Annotated in this window: 15 protein-coding genes; 3 read left to right on the forward strand and 12 right to left on the reverse strand. The window is 51.9% G+C overall.

The genetic code is table 11. The features are described from left to right. Both ACFQ3W_RS09550 and ACFQ3W_RS09555 read left to right on the forward strand, forming a co-directional pair. On the forward strand, positions 1-3,114 hold the full coding sequence (locus ACFQ3W_RS09550) for an efflux RND transporter permease subunit (RefSeq protein ID WP_379318991.1): 3,114 nt from the start codon (positions 1-3) through the stop codon (positions 3,112-3,114). Beyond that, positions 3,111-4,166: an efflux RND transporter periplasmic adaptor subunit gene (locus ACFQ3W_RS09555; protein ID WP_379318992.1), complete on the forward strand. Its 1,056-nt coding sequence runs from the start codon at positions 3,111-3,113 to the stop codon at positions 4,164-4,166. The genes ACFQ3W_RS09550 and ACFQ3W_RS09555 overlap by 4 nt, the downstream gene beginning before the upstream one ends. A gap of 465 nt (positions 4,167-4,631) precedes the next feature. Here the strand turns inward: ACFQ3W_RS09555 and ACFQ3W_RS09560 are convergent, their stop codons facing one another. The 3 genes from ACFQ3W_RS09560 to ACFQ3W_RS09570 all read right to left on the reverse strand — a co-directional run bounded on the left by ACFQ3W_RS09560 (position 4,632) and on the right by ACFQ3W_RS09570 (position 9,035). Further along, a complete protein-coding gene (locus tag ACFQ3W_RS09560; RefSeq protein ID WP_379318993.1) occupies positions 4,632-6,188 on the reverse strand; it encodes a peptidoglycan DD-metalloendopeptidase family protein in 1,557 nt (518 codons plus the stop codon). 238 nt (positions 6,189-6,426) lie between these two features. After that, the gene (locus tag ACFQ3W_RS09565; protein ID WP_379318994.1) at positions 6,427-7,158 is read right to left on the reverse strand and encodes a hypothetical protein; all 732 of its coding nucleotides are present in this window, start codon (positions 7,156-7,158) and stop codon (positions 6,427-6,429) included. Positions 7,159-7,331: 173 nt separating this feature from the next. Beyond that, a complete protein-coding gene (locus ACFQ3W_RS09570) occupies positions 7,332-9,035 on the reverse strand; it encodes an MFS transporter (protein ID WP_379318995.1) in 1,704 nt (567 codons plus the stop codon). A 158-nt stretch (positions 9,036-9,193) separates the two neighbouring features. Between ACFQ3W_RS09570 and ACFQ3W_RS09575 the strand changes: the two genes are divergently transcribed. Further along, positions 9,194-9,826, forward strand: coding sequence for a TetR/AcrR family transcriptional regulator (locus ACFQ3W_RS09575; protein ID WP_379318996.1), 633 nt, complete (start codon positions 9,194-9,196; stop codon positions 9,824-9,826). Between the two features lie 643 nt (positions 9,827-10,469). Here the strand turns inward: ACFQ3W_RS09575 and ACFQ3W_RS09580 are convergent. The 9 genes from ACFQ3W_RS09580 to ACFQ3W_RS09620 all read right to left on the reverse strand — a co-directional run bounded on the left by ACFQ3W_RS09580 (position 10,470) and on the right by ACFQ3W_RS09620 (position 21,667). Continuing rightward, positions 10,470-11,756, reverse strand: coding sequence for an adenylosuccinate synthase (locus ACFQ3W_RS09580; RefSeq protein WP_379318997.1), 1,287 nt, complete (start codon positions 11,754-11,756; stop codon positions 10,470-10,472). A gap of 397 nt (positions 11,757-12,153) precedes the next feature. Further along, positions 12,154-13,821, reverse strand: coding sequence for a methyl-accepting chemotaxis protein (locus tag ACFQ3W_RS09585; RefSeq protein WP_379319064.1), 1,668 nt, complete (start codon positions 13,819-13,821; stop codon positions 12,154-12,156). A 95-nt stretch (positions 13,822-13,916) separates the two neighbouring features. Then, positions 13,917-15,572: a pyridoxal phosphate-dependent decarboxylase family protein gene (locus ACFQ3W_RS09590; protein WP_379318998.1), complete on the reverse strand. Its 1,656-nt coding sequence runs from the start codon at positions 15,570-15,572 to the stop codon at positions 13,917-13,919. 492 nt (positions 15,573-16,064) lie between these two features. Continuing rightward, positions 16,065-17,426 (reverse strand): replicative DNA helicase, encoded by a 1,362-nt coding sequence (dnaB, locus tag ACFQ3W_RS09595; protein WP_379318999.1) that lies wholly within the window; start codon positions 17,424-17,426, stop codon positions 16,065-16,067. A gap of 1 nt (position 17,427) precedes the next feature. Beyond that, positions 17,428-17,871 (reverse strand): 50S ribosomal protein L9, encoded by a 444-nt coding sequence (gene rplI / locus ACFQ3W_RS09600; RefSeq protein ID WP_379319000.1) that lies wholly within the window; start codon positions 17,869-17,871, stop codon positions 17,428-17,430. Next, entirely contained in the window at positions 17,868-19,850 is a 1,983-nt protein-coding gene (locus ACFQ3W_RS09605; RefSeq protein WP_379319001.1) for a DHH family phosphoesterase, read from the reverse strand. Before ACFQ3W_RS09605 ends, rplI begins: the two co-directional genes overlap by 4 nt. Positions 19,851-19,861: 11 nt before the next feature. Beyond that, the gene (locus ACFQ3W_RS09610; protein WP_379319002.1) at positions 19,862-20,782 is read right to left on the reverse strand and encodes a DUF2232 domain-containing protein; all 921 of its coding nucleotides are present in this window, start codon (positions 20,780-20,782) and stop codon (positions 19,862-19,864) included. Between the two features lie 6 nt (positions 20,783-20,788). Then, the gene (locus ACFQ3W_RS09615; RefSeq protein ID WP_379319003.1) at positions 20,789-21,091 is read right to left on the reverse strand and encodes a MazG-like family protein; all 303 of its coding nucleotides are present in this window, start codon (positions 21,089-21,091) and stop codon (positions 20,789-20,791) included. A 147-nt stretch (positions 21,092-21,238) separates the two neighbouring features. Beyond that, positions 21,239-21,667 (reverse strand): CBS domain-containing protein, encoded by a 429-nt coding sequence (locus ACFQ3W_RS09620; protein ID WP_379319004.1) that lies wholly within the window; start codon positions 21,665-21,667, stop codon positions 21,239-21,241. Between the last annotated feature and the right edge of the window lie 113 nt (positions 21,668-21,780).

Below are 21,780 nucleotides of genomic sequence, written 5' to 3' on the forward strand. Positions count from 1 at the left end.
ATGAACAAATTGACCAGCTTTTCGATGAAAAATACAGGCGCCCTGATCATCATGATCATCATGCTGTTCGGCGGGGGCCTGTATGCGGCTGGGAACCTGAAAACCGAAGTCATGCCGGACATCTCCGTCCCCATCGTGTTCATTACGGCCCAGTATCCGGGGTCGCCGAGTGATGTCATGGAACAGGTGACTAAGCCGCTGGAGCAAAAAATCGCGGGTGTGGATGGAGTCACGTCCATCACCTCCACCTCAAGCGACAATTTCGCCACGATTATCGTCAACCTGAGGGAAGGCTCCGATCCCGAGAAGAAGAAGCTCGACATCGACAGCCTGCTCAAGGAGGTCGACCTTCCCGCCTCGGCCGGGGTGCCCAAGGTTGCAACGATCGGTTTCGCCTCCACACCAGCCTATTATTTTGCCCTTTCAGCCACGAACGGAATGAGCCAAACCGAACTTGACCAAAAGTTCGCGAGCGAAATCAAGCCGGGACTGCAATCGATCCCCAGCTTCGACCATATGGACGAAATCGGTGCGCGTAAGACGACGCTCAGCATTAAGCTGGATGCCGGGAAGCTGAATACGTTCGGGCTTTCGCCCGGGCAAGTATCCAGCCAGCTCCGCCAGAGCATCACCTCCTTACCGGCAGGTGCCGTCGAACTGGACGGCAACTCGCTGATGGCGAGAGTCAAGAGCGGCACCAACAGCCTGTACTCCCTGGAAAATCTCGACCTGCTGACCGCGCAGGGGAACCGGGTCCGGTTGAACCAGCTTGGCAAGATCGAATCGATTTCCGAATCGGGCTTCGTCGCTCGTCTGGACGGGAAACCGGCAATCGGCATTCAGCTGTATAAAACGAGCGGAGCCAATGCCGTGGATTTTTCAGGTAAAGTTGAAGCCCTGATTCATAAATGGCAGGAACAAATACCGAATATCAGCTTTAAAACGGTCTATGACACCTCGGTTCAAGTCAGTACCTCCATTTCGGGCATGCTTCATGAGGGCCTTACCGGAGCGCTGCTCGCGGCGCTTACGATACTGCTGTTTCTTCGGAACATGCGAATGACGCTGATCGTCCTTATTTCGATTCCGCTTTCGATTCTCATCACGCTGCTCGTGATGAATTACCTGGGCATCTCGCTGAACATTTTGACGCTCGGCGGCATGTTCATAGCGATCGGGCGAGTCGTGGACGACAGTATCGTCGTCATCGAAAACATTTACTCGCACCTTCAAAAGGCGCAGGAGCGCGGCGAGTCCGTCATTAAGCTGGCCACCCGCGAGGTTTCGGCCGCGATTACGTCCTCCACCCTCACTACCGTCGGCGTGTTCGCCCCGCTCGGCATGGTCAGCGGCATTGCCGGACAGCTTTTCCGCCCGTTTGCCATCACGCTGGCTTGCGCGATGCTCGCTTCCCTGCTCGTTGCGCTCACCGTCATTCCGATGCTGGCGAAGCTGCTCGTACTGCGAGGGGGCAAAATCAAACCTGCGGAAGCCGAGTCCAGCCGCTTGGCAGGTCGCTACCGCCGGGTTATGGAGTGGACGCTGCATCATCGCATCATAACCCTGCTTGCCGCCGGAGGCTTATTCATCATGTCCATCGTCGGTACCGTCCCATTTCTGTCGATCACGTTGGTACCGGAGGAAGAACCTCCCCGCCAGTTTTACTATGTCGTGCAAATGCCGTACGAAACTTCTCTGGACACGATGGATGCCAAGGTCAAAGACTTGGAGGACATTCTTCGCACCGCCAAAAATTCCAGCGGAGGAAACCAGTTCACGTTCATTGAAGCGTTGGTCGGTTATTCGGAAGACTCCAAGGAGCCGACACCCTATAGAGCGCAAATCTTCACGGAGGTCAGCGAAGGCAGCGATGTGAAGCAGATCCGCGATCAGTATAAAAACCGGCTGCTCGCCGAGCTCCCGGGTGGATCGGAGCTGGATGTCCGAACGCTGGAGGGCGGATCGACCGGTACGCCCGATTTCAAATACTCGCTGAAAGGAGACGATCTCCAGCAGCTGAAGGAAGCCTCCGTACAGATGAAGGAACGCTTGAAAGAGTTCCCGCAGCTCCGAGAAATCAAAGATACGCTGAGCGATGCCAAGAAGGAGCTTGAGATCGAGGTCGATCAAACCAAGGCCTGGCAGTATGGACTGAATGCACAGGTCGTCCAGCAAACTGTAGCCGGTTGGCTGATGAAGGACCCTATCGGCGATCTGAAGCTCGACAATACGATTTACAAAACGACGCTGGAACTGGACAAGACCGGAGTAGACTCTTTAACCAAGCTCGGGGATATCCCTTTTCAAGCGACGGATGGCAAAATCGTCTACTTGAAGGAAATCGCCAAGCTGAACAAGGTTGATGCTGCTTCCAGCATCGACCGCGACGACCAGGAGCAAGTCTTGACCCTCACCGCAAAGATCGATAGTCAGGATAAAGGCGGCGTCAGTATGCAGGTTGCACAAGCCCTTGACCAGATCGAGCTGCCAGATGGGGTGTCCCGCGAAGTCGGCGGCATCAACGAAGAGATCGGCAGCAGTTTCTCGCAGCTGTACGTCGCCATGGCGGCTGCGGTATTTATCGTCTACCTGATCATGGTTATCTCTTTCGGCAACATCAGCGCTCCATTTGCTATTCTTTTCTCACTGCCGCTTGCGGTAATCGGCGGACTAATCGGTTTGCTCGTCAGCGGGGAATCACTCAGCATTACCTCTCTGATCGGCTTCATGATGCTGATCGGGATCGTCGTCACCAATGCGATTCTGCTCATCGACCGAACGCAGCAGCTCCGCGAAGAGGGATACACCGTCAGCCACGCGCTTGTTGAAGCGGGGATGCTTCGGCTTCGCCCGATCATGATGACAGCGGTCGTAACGATGGTCGCCATGCTGCCGCTTGCGCTTGGACTAACCGAAGGCGGAGCGATCATTTCCAAAGGGATGGCGGTCGTAGTCATCGGCGGCCTGGTCTCCTCAACGATATTGACGCTGGTCGTCGTACCGGTCGTCTATGAGATGATCGAAGCGTTCAAGAGCCGAATGTCGAGACTGCTGCATAGAAAACAGCCCCCTAAAAACCTCGATGACAACAGGGAAGGAGTCGTGGAGCAATGAAACGAAGAGTTTGGATAAAACTAACACTGAGCTGCACCGTATTTGCATTGATCGCAGCTAGTCTAACCGGGTGCACAGAACCGGCGGCGGAGAAACCGCAGACGCAAACCGTGGAGCAGAAACCGTCGGTCAAGATCAGCAAGGTGGAGAAAAGAAAAATAGCCGAGCCGCAGGAAACGGTAGCCGAGGTGACTTCATCCGTACAGCGGGATGTCTTTGTTAAAGCCACCGGCGACGTGCGGAGAGCCTTGAAAAAGCGCGGCGATCACGTCAAAAAAGGCGAGCTGCTGCTTGAGCTGGACCCCGCCGATGTATTGCTGCAACAAGAGAAGGCCGAGATCGCGCTGCGTACCGCCCAGCAAAACTGGAAGGCAGGCTATGCTGCCAACCAGGACAATCCTGACGCTCAGCGACCGCTGAAGGATCAGATTAAGCTCGCGCAGCTCGATATTGAGCAGGTTGAGCGCACGCTGAATAACTATAAAGTCACCGCCCCGATCAGCGGGATTTTGACCGATTTCTCGGCCGAAACCGGAATGACGGTAACCCAAGGGACTGTCGGGAAAATTCAACAGATTGACCCCGTGAAGATAAAGGCCAACATTACCGAAGAAAACGCAAAGCTCATAAAAGGCAAAACAGACTTAGCTTTTTATGCGGCCGATCGCCCGGATCAGCTGCATACGGCCAAAATCGTTTATTTCTCCGATATGATGGATACCCAGCAAAGAACGTATACCCTTGAGCTTCAGGCCGCCAATCCGGAACGGGCCTTGAAGCCGGGAACGAAGGTGCAGCTAAGGCTGACCAATGAAGCGGAGCAAACGGTGCTTACGATCCCGACTACCTCGATTCTACGCGAGGAAAACGAGACATACGTGTATGTCTATACCGGCGGCAAGGTAGCGAAAAGAGTCATACAGCTCGGCCGCCTGAACGGCTTGTACCAGGAAGTGACGCAAGGCTTAAAGCTCGGCGAACAGGTCGTGGTGTCAGGTCAGCATCAGCTAAAGGACCAGCAAACGGTTAAGGCCGAACCCGCGGATCGGTAAAACCTAGTGGATCTTTAACGTACGCGCTCTGGCAGCACCTATCCCCCCTCTGGCAGACAACCTTAACACCAGTCTACGCGCACCTTTTCAGTGGTTAGGGATAAAGGGTGACATCGCTCCACCACGAGCAACTAAATGTAAAAAGTGCAGCTAATTAACGCGATATCCGCATTCCGACAGCTTTAATTGTAAAAAATACAGCTAAAAGCAGCCCGCATGCTGCGTGTATGTCTAACCGGCTGATTTAGTTGTACGAAATGCATTTATTGATCCTCGTTAGCGTTGTGACGTTCAAATAGCTGTATGAAATGCATTTAGATTAGCTATAAGGATGCTGGAATCGCCAGATCTGAGCAAGCCTTAGAGGAGCCTTCTACTAACAATAAAGACCTGCCCCGCAGTCTGCCGCTCGATAAGGAGCAGAAAACGCTGTAGGAGCAGGTCTATTTTTTACATGATATCAGCTTATAAGTACTTCATCGGGTTCTGTAGGCTTCCATTCTCATGGATTTCAAAGTGCAGATGGGTGCCGGTAGAACGTCCGGTGCTGCCCATGACGCCGATCTTTGTGCCTTTCTCGACGACCTGCCCCTTCTTGACGCTAATTTTGCTCAAATGCCCGTAAAGGGTTTCGTATCCGTTTTTATGATTAATGATGATACAGTTTCCATACCCGGTCTTCTCTCCGGTAAAGATAACTACCCCATCATCAGCGGCCAATATGCTTCGATTGGAGGAAACGAGATCCACGCCCTTATGCGTCCGGCCCCAGCGCTCACCATAGCTGCTGGTCATTCTCGCACTGGCTACCGGCCACGCGAACTGTCCGCTGCCCTCGCCTAAAATCACCTTCGTCCCCCTCAGGACAATCTTCGGAGCGGCTTTCTTGACAACCTCCTGGCCGAGCCATTCTTCATCGATGACTTGACCATTTTCCTTGGTAACACGATATAACATCGTCTTAAGCCCCGCTGCGCCCAGTGAGATCACCTTAGATTTACCCGCCTTCATGCTTTCGCTCTTGCGGATAATAACCTCTGGCTCCATCAGAAGCGTTTCGGACGTTCTTTCGACAGTTTTCACCGTAATGGAAGGCTGCATCGCTTTAATATTCAGGACCGTGCCGATTTGCATACTCAGTTCCTTCACCTCGGGATTGTTATGGAACAGCTCCTTCTGGGTGACATCAAAGCGGGACGCGATGGAAGAGATCGTATCGCCTTCCTGCACTTCATACGAAATGGCTTCCTCATCTCCGCGCAAAATCTTCTTCACGGCTTCATCAGTGGTCATCACCTTGTTCGGATCGGCTTTCACGTCAACTTTGGAAATATTCTCAGCAAACTGTGCGGACTCGAGGACGGTACTCGGCCCCTTCGGTTTCGCTTGCGCCGTCTGAACTCCACCCGTCTTTTTTACCTTGGCTGCCAAGCTCTGTGCGGTCTTCGGTATGTATTTACCTTTCACCTGCTTCAGAACGGCTTCCGCCGTCGCCTTGTCTTTGACGATGGCTACAACCTTACCGTTAACCCGGAGCTCCACGCCCTTCGCGTACCCGGTTAGCATTCCGTAAAGCTCGTTAAGCGTTTCGTCCGAATGAACTTCAGCTTTGTATGCCCGCTCCTGTTTTGTGGTAATGACCTCCGTATGCAGAGCCATCTCCATCTGCGGGTACTTCTCTCTATATTCCTGCTCTTTACGTTTATAAAGAGCCTGTAGTTGTGCTTCGCTGGCAATCGTGCCAATTTCCTTCCCACCCACGTATACCCGGTAGTAGGGCACCGTGTTCGCTTTTATATATTGCTGCCCGCCCAAATAGGCAGAACCGGCAAGCAGTACGGCTGCGATCGCAGCTAAGGCGATCTTGCGGGATTTCGTAGTGTAGACCAAGCTCCAATTGCCTTTGCCCTTCGTTTCCTGCTTGGACATCTCTAGATCGTTTTCCGGGCTGCCATGTTTTTTCTCCGCTTTAGAGGAGTCTTCGCGCCACAGCTGCCTATGTTTCCCCGTGAAACCTCTCATACTGATCTCCTTTTCCATCGACTCTTTTCGACTAAAAAAGGTTTCAAAATTTTAACCTTTTGTCGCCATTGTTTACTTTAACACAGCCCAATGGCGGATTTCAACTTTGTGAAGACGCTCAAATAGCCCGCGCTGAGCGCGAGCTAGAGCTAACTATTGTGCTACCAGGCTTTACGGACCCTTTTACAAATCTGTGAATGACACCGCTAACATAGGCATAATTTCTGACATTTTCACCTTATTTTTTTAAAATCCCCATGACTTTGGCATACTCAGATTTATCCAAATATTTGGATAAAATTTGCTCAATGTTAATCATTTCCGCCTCCGTCAGGCCTCCCTCGAGTGCTTCAGTTAACGTTTGCATTTCCGCCTGTGGGAGCTTGGACATTAGAATAGAGAATACCTCCTCTTTGTCCTTATCCGGCAACCCATCCTTCTTGGCCGCTAAATCGTCAGGCGTAACAATAACTTGCTGGTCCTGCCCTTGCGCTTCTTGACCAGATGCCGCATCCTGCGAAGACAGTCCGCCCATAGCCGGAACTGCGTCTTCCGGGACCGGCTCGTCCGTGCCGTTCTTTTTGCCGGAGCCGCCCTCTTGGGTTGCTCCCCCCGTGTTCGCCGAATCCGTTCCACCTGATCCACCGCCTACAATCCCTTGGGAATCATGCTTGCCGACATTTTCGGATCCGGGCGTACTGTCCGCTGTCTTGTTGGCATTGGCATCATGCTGTGCGGAATTGACATCCTTTCCCGGAACAGGTGAATCCTTCACTCCCTTTCCCCCAAAACCAAGCATTCCTTTCATCATATCACCGATGCTAGGGCTTGATTCGGGTACAGGAATGTTATAACTGCCCAATAAAGATTGAATATACGAATTCACGACATATCCTGTCGTCAGTACAGTCAGCAGACTTACAGCCAGTATAGTCGCGCAAAGCCTCAATAACCAGCCGATCCATTTCATGAAATCTTCCTCCTTCTGCCTATCACCGAATTGTTGTCGGATGCTAGTCTCTCTATTTCCAGTATGGACGGCAGAAGGAGAATTCAACCTCATAACCTGTAGGAAAATCCCTTGAAAGAAATAAAATTTACTAGATTTTATAACTGTTTCATCTATTTTGAGATGATAAGTGCTTAGTCCGTTTCCACGGGGACCGATGATACCGGGAGCGCCGACTTCTTGATATAGCGGCGGTCGCTGAACAATGCCAGTGGAATCCCGATAAGAAGCAGCCAGCAGGAGAACACGAATGTATGGCTAAAAGAACGGGCAGCTGCATCCCGATAATCGGTGACGATTCCGGGCAGGATTCGGCGAATCTCCGCCGTTTGTCGATCCATAGCGGCTTTTGCTTGGGCCTGCTGGGCTTTAGGCAGCTTCGACAACGCGAGCTGCGTCTCCTTCGCCATCGTGGCCGAGACTTGCTTCATCAAGCCATCTGAGGATGCCGATGAGAGCGATGACGATTTGGTGTTCATCTTTTCCGTCATCGTGACGAGCTGATGTTTAACCGAAGATGTTAGCACCGCGTTTGTCTGAATGGTTTTCGCCATATCCTCACGAGCCCGATCCATTTGCCCCGTGATTTGCGTTTGCAGCACCGTAACGATGATAGCTACGCCAAGCACACTACCCAGCGCCTTCGTCATGTTGACGATCCCTGAGGAAATCCCGACCTTCTCTTCCGGCACATTGCGAATCGTCGAAGCCATAACCGGAGCCATCGTCATTCCGAGTGCCAAACCGGCCAATGCTAGTTTCGGAATAACATCCATCGTAGTTGATCCTGCAGTTAAGCGGCTAAGCCAGAAATTCGCTGTTATAAAAAGAGCGATACCCCCCGCGGCGAACCAGCGGGCTCCGAATTTATTGGACAACGGCCCCGAGATGACCGAAGTGACCATGGAGGACAGCGCAAATACGGAAAGAATGAGCCCCGCTTTGAGCTCGGTCATGCCAAGAATGCGAGTCAAGTAAAATGAGGTTAGAAAAGACATCGTCGTAAGTCCTGCGCCAATGACAAACAAGGTCAGCGCCGCTCCGCTAAACGGTTTGATTTTTAGCAAGGACAAGGGCAGCATAGGCTCTTTGCCCCGCCGCTCCACCAGGAAGAATACAAGGCTAAGCACTACGCCTCCAGCCAGAAGCAGCATAATCGCAGGCGATCCCCATCCGTAATCGTTCGCTTTGATTAGCGCATAGGTGAAGCAGAACATGGCTCCGGTAATGGTGACCGTTCCGGCATAATCGATCTTTTTACCGGATGTCGGATCGTACGATTCCTTAATGAGGAACAACGTTAGCACAATGCTGATGATGCCCAGTGGGACATTTACGAAAAAAATCCATTGCCAATTTAACTGTTCCGTTAAAATGCCGCCCAGCGCAGGTCCGCTGGCAGCAGCAAGGCCCGATATCGCTCCCCATGCGCCGATGATCGTTCCGTGCATCTCCTTCGGAAACAGCTCGGTGGCCAGCGGTACGGTGACCGGTACAATAATGGCCCCTGCTAGGCCTTGGCAGATTCTTAGGGCGATCAGGACCTCCATAGACGTAGCAAATCCGGCTAACAGTGAGGTCATCGTGAATAGGAACAGCCCAATCAGGAACACTTTTTTCCGGCCAAATTGGTCAGCGAGCCGCGAGGACGTTAGTATAAACACCGCGAAGGCGAGATTATATCCATTCATAATCCAGGAGACCTGTCCGACATCCCCTCCAAAATGCCGACTAATCTCAGGCAAAGCTACGTTAACAATCGTCGCATCCAGCAAAGCCATAAAGAAGCCAATGATGACGGCGGTAAATGCTAATGTACGATAAAGCCGAATACTCATCTTCTCCACTTCCTTTTTCTCTAAATATGAACCATAGTTCACATTGCAAGTATATGAACTTTAGTTCAGTTTTGTCAACGATAAAATTGAACTTTGGTTCAATTTCATTTGACGTCTAGAGCATTGTTTCTTACAATCGAATTAAAGGAGCGGTTCAAGTGGACGAAGATAACAGTAAAGATAAAGTAAGACGGCCTCGACAAAGCCGGAGCATCAAAACAAAACAATCGATACTCAAAGCTGCTATGGAGCTTTTTTCGCAAAAGGGTTACCATAAAACGAATACTAAGGAAATTGCCGCATTGGCCGGTGTATCTACGGGGAGCTTTTATTCCTATTACGTGGATAAACGGGCGGTATTTCTCGATGCGCTGAAGCTTTATCACCAGGAGTTCAATGATCGGCTGATCCCTTCACTTGGAGCTATGAAGCTGAAGGAAGGCAATAGGGTTGAGCTCATTTCCCATTTTATTGACAGCCTGGTTGACGCTCATGAAGTATTCACGGAGTTCCACGCCGAGCTGGAAGTGATGTACCATTCCGACCCGGAAGTCAAGGAATTCTCGGACAAGCAGATCCAATACAGCCGAGAGCTGACCGCATCGTATATGGAGGAGTGGAAGGACGAGCTACAAGTCACGGATATCAAAGCAGCCTCGATCATCGTTTTTGAAGTGATTAACCGCATCGTGGACGTAATCGTGTTTGAATCGCAAGATCTGGACACCGCCCATTTGAAAAAGGAATTGGTTGATATGATCAGTCACTATCTGTTTGAACCGAAGAAGTGACGATATATTGTCATTTTTCTGGATTCAAGCTGGTGGCTCGGAGAAAATAAGGGGAATTTTAGGCCCTATTTAAGCAAATTCCCTGCTCTCCAGAAAAATAAGGGTACTTTATGTACCTATTGACTAGCTTTGACCGGAAAAACCGCCTTTTTACTAACTCATCCGAAAATAAGTACACAAAACTCCCCTATTTAGTCGAAATCCGATGATTTGGGCTAAATAGGGCCATTTTTTACCCCTATCTTACTGCAGCTAGTATTAACGCCGATCACTACATCCTCGTCTACACCTGCACGCACATGCGGAGCCAATATTTACATCCACAACAACCCTACTCCATCCTCCGCCATACGACCTTTCATCACTAACCAAGCAACCAACTGCCGCCAAACCGACACTAGACTGCAGACCATGCAATTACCATCGACTCTAGACCACCGTCCCAGTCACACAAAACACGCATGACTACTCATGACCGATCATAGTCATTCACACTAAATAAACCATCAGCACAAAAAAGCCGCTTAGAGAGACATTCTTGCCCCTCTGAGCGGCTTCATTCGTTATGACTGGTTTAGTTAACTCTCATTTTTAATATCAGTTAAATCAACGGTAACCCATCCGATCTTACTTGCGATCCTACTTACTTGTAAATCGGCATAATTTGATTCGTTTGACTGCGGTTGCGGCCTACCGAGAAAATTGCGATCGGAACACCGGTCAGCTCGGATACACGCTTCACATAATTGCGGGTCGTTTCCGGCAGATCCTCCAGCGTTTTCGCCGCGGAAATATCCTCCGTCCAGCCTGGGAGCTCTTCGTAGATCGCTTCACATTCCGCAAGCATTTTGAGGCTGGCCGGGTAGTGGGTGATCACTTCGCCGCGGTATTTGTAGCCGGTGCAAATCTTCACCGTCTTCAGCCCGGTGAGCACGTCCAGGGAGTTCAGCGACAGCCCGGTCAGTCCGCTCACGCGGCGCGTATGACGAACAACGACGCTATCGAACCAGCCAACGCGGCGCGGACGGCCGGTGACCGTACCGTATTCGTGCCCGGTTTCACGGATGAAATCGCCGATTTCATCCTTCAATTCCGTCGGGAACGGACCGTCGCCCACACGAGTCGTGTACGCTTTAGCTACACCGATAATTTGGTGAATCTTCGTCGGTCCTACACCCGCACCGTTGCAGACGCCGCCGGCCGATGGGTTCGAGGACGTTACGTATGGATACGTACCTTGATCGATATCGAGCATAACCCCTTGCGCACCTTCGAAAAGCACGTTTTTGCCCGCTTCGATTGCGTCGTCTAGAATAACCGATGTTTCGGCAACGTAAGGACGAATGATTTCCGCGTATTCCAGATACTGCTTCAGCACCTCTTCCACATCCAGCGGCTGCCCGCCATAGACATTCTCGATCAGATGGTTCTTCTCTTTCATAATATGGCGCAGCTTCCGTTCGAACTCTTCCGGATCCATCAAATCGGCCATCCGAATCCCGTTACGCGCCGCTTTATCCATGTAAGCCGGGCCAATCCCTTTACGAGTCGTCCCGATTTTATTGTCGCCCTTACGGTCTTCCTCCAATGCGTCCAGCAGCAGGTGATACGGCAAAATAACGTGGGCCCGGTCGCTTACGACCAGATTCTTCGCGCTAAACCCGTTCTCTTCCACGTAGTTGATTTCCTCGATTAACGCAGCCGGGTTGATGACCACACCGTTCCCAATGACGCATTGTTTATCTTTATTGAAGATGCCTGACGGTATCAAGGTGAGTTTGTACTTCTTGCCTTCGATAAGTATAGTGTGACCGGCGTTGTTGCCGCCTTGATAACGGGCCACCACATCTGCGTTTTCCGCCAGAAAATCCGTGATTTTACCTTTACCTTCGTCTCCCCATTGGGTTCCCACAACGACTACCGTTGACATGTACATTCCCCCGCATGGTGCCTCAAGCACCTATATTTGAACATTGCAAAAGACAGCCTGCGATCCGCTTTCGGTAAATCACCGGCCGATGTGTAATAAAAACAACCTGCAGTTTCCATCATCTTGAACGCGCTCATAAGCGCGCCGCCGCGAAGTCGCGGTTCATTTCCGCTTTAACGCAGCAATATCAGTTTACCAGTCTCCATTTTTAAAGTCAAATGAAAAAGCGAACGATTTTTATATTATATTTTACAATCGTTCGGAAATTATCCCATTTTCAAAAAAAACGTTGTTGCTTGTACATGAAACGAACAAAAGAGGATACCCCCGCCGAGGCCCGGGACAGCCAACCCCGACCTCTTAGGGACATCCCCTCTAGCCGCTCTAAATAATCAAGTTACAGCTTAAAGATTGCCACAGCCTTCTGCAAATCTTCAGACAGCGATGAGAGCTGGCGGATCGCAGCAGCAATTTCCTGCATGGCCGCGCTTTGCTGCTCGGACGCCGCCGCCACTTCTTCGGAAGATGCAGCCTGCTCCTGCGTCACGCCGGAAATTTGCTGCACTGACGCGGATATGCTCTGATAAGAGTTTTCCACAAGCAGCAGCGATTTCAGCAGTTGCTCGGTCCGTGACGAAAAGTTGCTGATTCCTTGAAAAATATCCTGGAAGCTCTGGTACGTCATGCCCATCCATTTTTGACCCTCTTCAACCGCCCGATTGCCCTCACTGATGCTTTCGATGACTAGACGGCTGTTCTCCTGCGTTCCAACCACCAGTTCGGTAATCGACGCAGCGGCCTCCGCCGACTGCTCGGCCAGCTTGCGCACTTCGCCGGCCACGACGGCAAACCCCCGGCCCATCTCACCAACCCGTGCCGCTTCGATGGAAGCGTTCAGCGCCAGCAGGTTCGTTTGCTGAGCGATATCCGTGATCATGCCGACGACCTCGCCGATCTCCCTGGAACGCTCCTCCAGTTGGCCCGCCGTCGCTTCCGAATGCCGCATGACCTTCTCGATCGCATTCATCTGGCTAAGCGTCTGATCGACCATGTTTTGCCCCTCGGACGATTGATTGCTGACCTTCTCGGCGATAGACTGCATCTCGTTCACGTCGGCGACGACCCCGGTCAACTGCTGCTCGATCTCCATCACCGAGGCCGAGCTGTGGCCGATCGATTCCACCACTTCGTTGATCCCTTCGCTCATGCTGTTCATCGAAATCGCCACCTGTTGTGCGCTTTCGCTGGACTCACTGGTCACGTGGATCAACTGCGAGCTGGTGCTCGATACCTCGCGGGAGGAGGTAGAAATATGTCCGATCAACCGCTTCATATTGCCGCTCATCGTGCCAAAGGCCTCGGTGAGGCGGCCGACTTCGTCAAGGCTCCGAACCTGAACCTCCTGGGTCAGATCGCCCGTGGCGAATCGTTCAGTTGCGTGCATCAACTTTTGGATCGGCCCCGCGATAACCCGGCCCAACCAATAGGCGAACAGCAAGCCGACCACAAGAACGAGGAGCGTAATGGCCAGGCTGTACCATAGCACCTTTGCCGTGGTGTCGGGAATCACGGAAGCGTTGAGATCAATCCCCAACAGGCCGGCCGGGTTCCCGTTCGAATTTTTCAACGGAACAAAAATCGACTTATGTATCCCGTACTCGTCTTTATAGATTTCACTGATGGTCTCCCGGTTCTCCGCGATTGCCCGCTTCATCTCCGTGGAGAACGGATAATCCGTGTTATAATCGTCTTTCGTGTCAGATAGGGCGATAATGTGTTCCTTGCCTCCATCATTCGATAAAACATAAACGTTTTCCAGATTGTAGCTTTTTTTCAGATCATCCATCATCTTGCGGGTTTCCTTGTACAGCGGATTATCCATCCCGTCGATCTCCAACTTGTTGCCTTTGATCCGATCCAACTCGCTTTGGACGACTCGTATATTGCTCTGCAGCCGACGATCAAGTTCATTCTTAAGCTCGCCGCTCAGCGTGGAATTCACCATAATGAGCAGCCCGATAAAGCAAAAGATGGCGATAAGGAGCAACCCTGTCGTACCCATCATAATCTTCGAAGAAATACGCCCAAAAAACAGGCGTTTGATCTTTTCCTTCACTGCAAGTTCATCTCCTGATTGTAATTTTGGGGCGCGCCCCTGATTTATTTCGCCGTCGATAAGCTAAACGCTTCGCATACCTCGGACACGCATTCCTTCAAATATTGCACAATTTCCGGCACATGCTCGGGTTGGGTATGCGGCGAAATAACAAAAAATTTGCTGACGTAAAGCGGGATTTCCCGGCCTTCGGCGGTTCCGACCAGCAGATGCTTTTTGGTGTCTCCGAAAAACATCCGATCACGTCGTTCCCCCAGCTTCTCGAACAACAGCTCATTCAAACGATTGTTCCGCTCGATATCCAGGGCGGAGCAGGTGCCGCCGATTTCCTCGGCAAAACGTGGTCCGCCCGGCAAATAGATGCGGATCAGCGTGGAAATGCCCGTATTATCCGGGTTCGCGATGTCGGCCTGCGGAATTTCTGCGGCCATGCTTTGCCGGAACCGCAGATTGACCTCCAGAAATTGCGCCAGCAGCCGCTGATAACCTTCCACACCAAAGGACAGCAGCAAGCTGTACATGCTGATCGAGCTGGCCATGCGGGAGCATTCCAGCGTATAGCCGGTGTGGTAATCGCCGTAACCGCGGTGTCCCACATATGGAGTTTCGTCCGCCCCTAAATCCAACAGGCGGAGATCCGATGCATTTTTAACTAGGAACAGGCTGGACACGTAAGGAGCTTGTCCCAGCTTCTGAAAATCGAAACATAGCGAGTCGGCAAGCGAAAGCATCCGCAGCTTTTGACGAATCGGTGCCAGCATGGCAAGGACACCCCTGCTAAAGCCAAGCGGGTTTTGCTCCAAATCATAGTCATTGAAGAAGGCAAAAAAACCGCCCAAAGCCGAATCCGCATGGATATGCGGGCATGGCAAACCGAACCGTTCCGCGGTTTCTTCCGCAGCAGCGCGAATTTGACCGATATCGTCGATTCCAATGGCATCGGTGGTGCCCGTGGTCCCCACGATGTAGACAGGCACGCCCCCGGTCATTGCAACCTTTTCCATTTTGTGTTTCAAATCCGCCACGTCCATCGAACTGTCGGGCAACGTTCTGACTTTAATGAGATGATCGCTGCCGATTCCGGTCGCTTCCAACGACTTGAGCAGACTGTAATGCGCCGCCTCTGAGCAAAAAGCGTATAAATTGTTCGGAACCCCCCGCTTCAGCGCGTCCGGGGCATATTTGGCGATCGCGATCCGTAGTCCGGAGAACACCGCCCCTTGACCGCCCCAGGTCGTATAGCCGCCGCTCGTCTTGGCGTCATACCCGACCAGCTTGGACATCATGGCAGTGACCCTAACTTCGGCCTCGGCCCCTGCAGGGCCATAGACATCCCAAAGATTGTTCCCGTTCACCAGCATGGCGGTAAGCATGCCGAGCATTCCGGGAATCGAGGCCATAGGCAATATATTCGTAAAAAAATACTTGGTATGATATGGATGACCGTGCAGCAGCTTTAGCAGCTCGGTATTAACCTCCCGCAGGGGAGCCCCTTCATGGGGAATGAAGCTTTGCGCCGCCAATTGCCCGTAAAAATCAGGATCCCTCTGCTTTTCCCCTTTTAGGTTGACGCCATCGGGATTTTTTAACTCGTCCACACCGCGAACCAGTTGCTCGATCAGTTCCATCATCCGTTCGCGTTGGACCGGATTTCCATCCTCGCTCGGAAACCAGTCTCTCACATCCGGCTTACTGTTCATTTCTGCATTCTCTCCTCACTGCTCCGACTTGAATCTCATTCTCTTTAGATATCGCAGTTGAATAAACTACCTGACCGCCTAGCTGAGAGCTATCATTTAACGCCCCTTTCGCCATTTTCATTTCCTTACACTTCTAAATTATACAAGTTATCCATAAGGCGTACAGATAGTTAGCAGGCATATATTCCACGAAATGGAATGTGACTTATTTTGTCAAAAGTTAGCCCCCCTCCCGCTGCGATTGTTGTACTAAATACAACATTTGCCCCACCACCACTCCACTGCCGGTTTTTAGGTTTGCTATGAATCAAGTAGAGTAAGGAGACGGACAGCCTGCCTCACTTTGTTCAAAATGATTAATTAGTTCAATTCCGCTGAAAACTTATAAACTCTTTAATCAAAACAAAAAGGGCCGACGATCTTTCGTCGGCCCTTCTTAGCTATTAAATATAATTTGCTTGCGGCATTCTCAAGGCGGCTCCGCTACTATACCTAGCCCGCAAACGCATCCGCATGCGTTCGCTCGTAATTGGCGAATTTATTAAAGTTTTTGAGGAAGACCAGCTCGACCGTCCCTACAGGACCGTTCCGCTGCTTAGCAATGATGATTTCGATAATGTTCTTCTTTTCGGTTTCCTGGTTGTAATAATCGTCCCGGTACAGAAACGCCACGATGTCGGCGTCCTGCTCGATGGAGCCCGATTCCCGAAGGTCAGACATCATCGGCCGCTTGTCCTGCCGCTGCTCAACGCCCCGGCTAAGCTGAGACAACGCGATGACCGGCACTTCCAGCTCCCGGGCAATTTGCTTCAGCGTACGAGAGATTTCGGAAACTTCCTGTTGCCGGTTCTCGCCCGCTTTACCGCGCCCTTGGATCAACTGCAAATAATCGATAAGAATCATGCCAAGGCCTTTTTCTTTCTTAAGTCGGCGGCATTTGGCCCGAATATCGGCAACCGTAATGCCCGGCGTATCATCAATGTATATCTCCGCTTCCGACAAGGCGGCAATCCCCATCGTCAGCTTTGACCAATCTTCATCGCTCTTGAAATCGCCCGTCCGCATGACGCCTGCATCAAGGTTGGCCTCGGCGCAAATCATCCGCTGTACGAGCTGAGGCGCGGACATCTCCAGACTGAAGATCGCTACCGTCTCTTTGGCGCGGACTGCTACATTCTGAGCAATGTTTAGCGCAAACGCCGTCTTACCAACTGATGGCCGGGCGGCCACGATAATAAGATCGCTACGCTGGAAGCCGGACGTCATTTTGTCCAGATCTACGAACCCGGAAGGAATCCCGGTCGTCGTCCCGCGATTTTGGTGAAGTATCTCAACGCGGTCGAATACTTCCATCAGCACGTCTCTGATGGCGATAAACCCGCCACCGGACGCGCGATTAGAAATTTCCAGAATGCGCCGCTCCGCATCGCTCAGCATCCCTGAGACATCTTCGCCCCCGGTGTAGCCATCGCTGACGATTTGCGTCGCTGTACGAATCAAACGACGAAGCATCGACTTCTCTTCGATGATCCGCGCGTAATAATCCACGTTGGCGGCTGTCGGTACAGCATGAGCCAGCTTAGCCAAATAGCTGACGCCGCCGATTTCCTCGAGCTCACCGCGATCTTTGAGCCGCGCGGTCAGGGTTACGAGGTCAATCGGCTGATTTTCCTCACCAAGCTGAACCATCGCTTCAAAGATCATTTGGTGGGGCTTATCATAAAAATCCTCGGTCCGCACCCGCTCCATCGCGGTAATGAGTGCCTCCGATTGCAGCAGCACGGCTCCAAGCACCGCTTGCTCAGCTTCTAAATTCTGCGGGGGGATCCGATCAAAAAACAGATCTCCGCTCATCCTATTCCTCCGTAACTTGAACCTTAAGCGTAGACTTCACCTCAGGATGAAGCTTCACAGGAACCTGGGTAACCCCCAGCGTCCGGATCGGATCATGCATTTCAATTTTACGTTTATCGATTTTTACGCCAGCCTTCTCCAGCGCTTCTGCCACCTGCTTGCTTGTAATTGCCCCGAATAGACGTCCACCTTCGCCGGCTTTTGCCTTAAGCTGAACGGTCATCTCCTCCAGCTTCTTGCCGAGCTGAACAGCGTCTTCCTTCTCTTGAGCCTTACGCTTTTGTTCTGCAGCAGTTTGATGCTCCAGCGTCTTCACATTACCGTCTGTTGCCGGACGAACCAGTCCGCGCGGCATCAGGAAGTTTTGTGCATAGCCCTCGGACACCTCTTTAATTTCCCCTTTTTTGCCTTGACCTTTAACATCCTTCAAAAATATAACCTTCATTCGAACAACCCCTCTTCCTTCTCTATTTCATCCAGAACGGCGAGCAGCTTCTTCTCTGCCTCCGCCTGGGTACCCTCTAATTGAACAGCAGCATTGGTTAAATGCCCTCCGCCCCCAAGCCGCTCCATGACCACCTGCACGTTCATGCTCCCGAGCGACCTAGCACTGATGCCAATCAAGCCGTCCGGCCGTTCGCTGATGACGAACGAAGCTTTAACATTGGTCATATTCAGCAGTGTATCCGCCACCTGGGCGATCAACAGCTGCGGAATTTTGCGATTCGGCTCCGTTACGGCGAGCGCGATATGCCCATGAATCATGCGGGCATGCTTGATGATGTCCGCCTTGGCGATATACTCCTGCAGGTCTTCCTTCAGCAATCGCTGCACCATCACCGTGTCCGCCCCGTTGCGGCGGAGGAATGCCGCCGCCTCAAACGTCCGCGAGCCCGTATGCAGCGCGAAATGCTTCGTGTCAATCGTAATCCCTGCCAGCAGCGTGGTCGCCTCCAGCGGGCTTAGCTCGACCTTCTCGTGAATGTACTGCAGCAGCTCCGTGACGAGCTCGCAGGCAGAGGAAGCATATGGCTCGAGATAAACAAGCACAGCGTCGTTGACGAATTCTTCGCCCCGGCGGTGATGGTCCACCACTACAACGCGCCGGGCTTCTTCAACGAGAAGCGGTTCCATGGTGATGGAAGCCTTATGCGTATCGACTAGGACGAGCAGCGTATGCTGCGTCATCATGTCGAGCGCCTGCTCCGGCGATATAAACCGCCGCATCAGCGACTCTTCCTTGCGAATGCGCTCCATCAGGCGCTCGATGCCCGGGTTCGGGCCATCCAGGACGATATGGGCCTCGACGTTGTACATATCGGCGGCCTTCAGCACGCCGATGGAGGCGCCGATCACGTCGAGGTCCGGCACGCGATGGCCCATGATGATGACGCGGTCGCTCTCCTGCATCAAATCGCGCAATGCATGCGCGATGACGCGGGCGCGCACGCGTGTCCGCTTCTCTATGGCGCCGGACTTGCCGCCATAGAAGGACAACCGCTGGCCGGCCTTCACGGCGGCCTGGTCCCCCCCGCGGCCGAGCGCCATATCCAGACTCGACTGGGCGAGTTCGCCCAGCTCGCTGAAGCGCTCGGTGCCAAAAGCGAGGCCGATGCTGAGCGTCATCGGCACCTTCAGGTCCGCGGTCATTTCGCGGACCTCATCCAAAATGACGAACCGGCTCTGCTCCAGTTCGTTCAGCGATTTCTGATTCAGAATCATCAGATATCGCTCAGAGGACAGCCGCCGCAGATAAACGCGGTACTGCTTAGCCCATTCTGTGATCACCGATGCAACCCGGGCAATCAGCGCTGTGCGCTGCTGGTCGTCCATGCCTTGGGCGGCTTCATCCAGATTGTCCAGCAGCACGATCCCGAGCGCGGCTCGTTCATTCTCATAACGGTTCCGCAATAACGCCAGCTCCGTCATGTCATGAATGTGAATCAAGCGCTCGTTAGGGTCTACGGTTAATTCATAATGCCGATCATTCACCGTGACCTCCACGGTCGTTCTGCCGCCGGTCCCATCCTTCTTATCCCGTCCCAGCGGCGGCAAGCTCGGCAGCAGCTCCATCAAAGGCTGACCCACCACCGTGTCCCGCCCAAACATTCCGCAGACGAAGCGGTTATGCCATTCCACCGTCCGTTCTTCGCTGTAAAGCATAATCCCGAACGGCAGGTGGCTGACTACCTCACCCTCTACCCGTTTCACCCGGTAGGTTAAATCGGTAACGTAACGCACCAATTCCTTGCGGAAGTTTCGTTCCGCCTGCATCATACTGTAAGTCAATACGCCAACCAGGCACATACAGACGAGCCCGAGAATCCAGTTGTAATAGGAGACGAAGATGACGAGCAGCAGCTGGAGCATGAACATCCATACGGTTTGATAACCGTACCAGCGCTTTTGCAGTAAGTTTGGCATGCCTTCTCACCCTATCGTCTTGATCTAGTAATCATATCACGCAGCGGAAAAGCAATGTCCAAGATCCCAGCAACGCGCAGCGGCGGGAAGAAAACCATCGCCACAACAAGCAGCACGGGAATGACCGGATTCCATTTACGGTGATAAGCCGCAAAGAAGAATAGACTTGCCGTTTGTATCATGAAGAGGAATTGCAACATCGGCACTAAATTCAGCAGAATCGTGCCCATGAAACCATCCTGTATCGCTTCACCGCCAAATAGCTGAACGAGCAGGCAAATCAGATAGTACCAAATCAACGAGCGGGGCAAGCGCCATTCGCGGATCGGAGCCATTTTCGGTACGGCATGCCCCATGCTTGCCAGGGTCGGCCGGGAAATCGCATGCGTTACCACCCCAACAATTAGTGAACAGACGATCATCGTAAACGGAATCATCCGAACGGTAAGACTGGAAAACTGGCGGCTCATCTCCGCAGACCAGGTAAATCCGCCTGCGAGTGAACCGTCGGTCATATTTTGCAGCGGTGCAAAAGCCGTATTCAGCATATCCTCAATAGCTGAGGCTAAATTGAACTTAAAAACCACCGTGGTGATTAACAGCAGCAGCAAAAACTCCACAAGAATCGTCCCGGCTCCAGCCACGACGGTCCGGAAGGCTGGGCCCCTTTTCTTATATAAGTAACCCATCACGAGCGCCGGTATGATAAAAAACGTGGCCTGGACCAGAATAAACGGTCCGAATATCAGCGATGCCACCAGCCAAACCGGAGCAACGTGCAGGATAAATGCCCTAGTCGAAAGGGTCGTATAAAGCAAAACAACCGGCACCATCAGAAAAAAGACCGTGATGACGGCAAGTGGTGTTGCTAAAGATAGCAGGAGCAGCAAGTAAGCGAAGCTCCATGCGACCGATGTCCAGCGCAGCTTCAAATGGGTTCACCTCTTACGCATATGTTCTTCAAGTGTGGAAATATCCTGATACCAATCCTCGAGCTGATGACCCTCCTGTTGATGTTTTTTCAACTTCTCCAGGATACTGTCATCCAGATCCCGATAGGAAACCCCAAGTCTGCGCCCCAAAATATAACTGCTGACGATCAGACTGGCAAGACTGTCCGTTACCCGCGATGTGCTGCCTTCCCATAGTGCCTTAAACAAACGGGATACGTGATCGACTACTTCGGTTTTGAGCCATTCAATCACTTTGGCTCGTTTGGCCACATCCATTTCCCTTTGCATGGCGGACAGCTTCCACCCTCCTAAAAGTTTTGTGAGCAATACTTCCACGATAGAGCTTCGCACAAAACTCGCTTCGGAAGCACTATCAAAAAGCTTTATTCTTCATTATAGCATATAGCAAATGCTCCAAGGGACGCAAACCCCATACTATTTCTTGGGTTCCAGAACATCCCTGGTTACGAATTTTTCGCAGTATTCAATGATTTGACTCCGGCGTACGATGCCAATGAACCGCCCTCGGTCGTCAACGACCGGCACAAAGTTCTGAACCTTGGCCAAATTGATGAGATCCTCCATATCCGCATCGATAAAAACAGGCTTGATGTCCATCTTCAAAGGAACATCCTTCAGCAAAAATTTAGAAGCGGTCTCAAAATTGATTTTACCGCCAGAATTTTTCATATGCCAGAGCAGGTCGCCTTCCGTCACGGTACCTACATAAGCCCCGTCTTGGCTAATGATCGGTACGGCGGTGTATCGGTGAAACTCCATTCGCTCCAGCGTCTGCCGTAGTGTGGAATCGAGCGTCACCGTAACCACATCGCTTTTCGGCAGTAAAAAAAACGCAATATTCATGAGAACAAAATCCTCCTCGTCCTTCTAAAGACTCCCCTAATTTGTACGTTTCAAAACGAGATTTGTTCCGGCCCGCGGCGAGAAATCGGCAGCCGGAAACCGGACTGCCGAAT

The organism is Paenibacillus puldeungensis, assembly GCF_042678945.1.
Lineage (GTDB): Bacteria > Bacillota > Bacilli > Paenibacillales > Paenibacillaceae > Fontibacillus > Fontibacillus puldeungensis.

Coding starts and splice junctions, on each gene's coding strand:
- ACFQ3W_RS09550 (WP_379318991.1), top strand. CDS start 1: ATGAACAAATTGACCAGCTTTTCGATGAAAAATACAGGCGCCCTGATC.
- ACFQ3W_RS09555 (WP_379318992.1), top strand. CDS start 3,111: ATGAAACGAAGAGTTTGGATAAAACTAACACTGAGCTGCACCGTATTT.
- ACFQ3W_RS09560 (WP_379318993.1), bottom strand. CDS start 6,188: ATGAGAGGTTTCACGGGGAAACATAGGCAGCTGTGGCGCGAAGACTCC.
- ACFQ3W_RS09565 (WP_379318994.1), bottom strand. CDS start 7,158: ATGAAATGGATCGGCTGGTTATTGAGGCTTTGCGCGACTATACTGGCT.
- ACFQ3W_RS09570 (WP_379318995.1), bottom strand. CDS start 9,035: ATGAGTATTCGGCTTTATCGTACATTAGCATTTACCGCCGTCATCATT.
- ACFQ3W_RS09580 (WP_379318997.1), bottom strand. CDS start 11,756: ATGTCAACGGTAGTCGTTGTGGGAACCCAATGGGGAGACGAAGGTAAA.
- ACFQ3W_RS09585 (WP_379319064.1), bottom strand. CDS start 13,821: ATGATGGGTACGACAGGGTTGCTCCTTATCGCCATCTTTTGCTTTATC.
- ACFQ3W_RS09590 (WP_379318998.1), bottom strand. CDS start 15,572: ATGAACAGTAAGCCGGATGTGAGAGACTGGTTTCCGAGCGAGGATGGA.
- dnaB (WP_379318999.1), bottom strand. CDS start 17,426: ATGAGCGGAGATCTGTTTTTTGATCGGATCCCCCCGCAGAATTTAGAA.
- rplI (WP_379319000.1), bottom strand. CDS start 17,871: ATGAAGGTTATATTTTTGAAGGATGTTAAAGGTCAAGGCAAAAAAGGG.
- ACFQ3W_RS09605 (WP_379319001.1), bottom strand. CDS start 19,850: ATGCCAAACTTACTGCAAAAGCGCTGGTACGGTTATCAAACCGTATGG.
- ACFQ3W_RS09615 (WP_379319003.1), bottom strand. CDS start 21,091: ATGCAAAGGGAAATGGATGTGGCCAAACGAGCCAAAGTGATTGAATGG.
- ACFQ3W_RS09620 (WP_379319004.1), bottom strand. CDS start 21,667: ATGAATATTGCGTTTTTTTTACTGCCGAAAAGCGATGTGGTTACGGTG.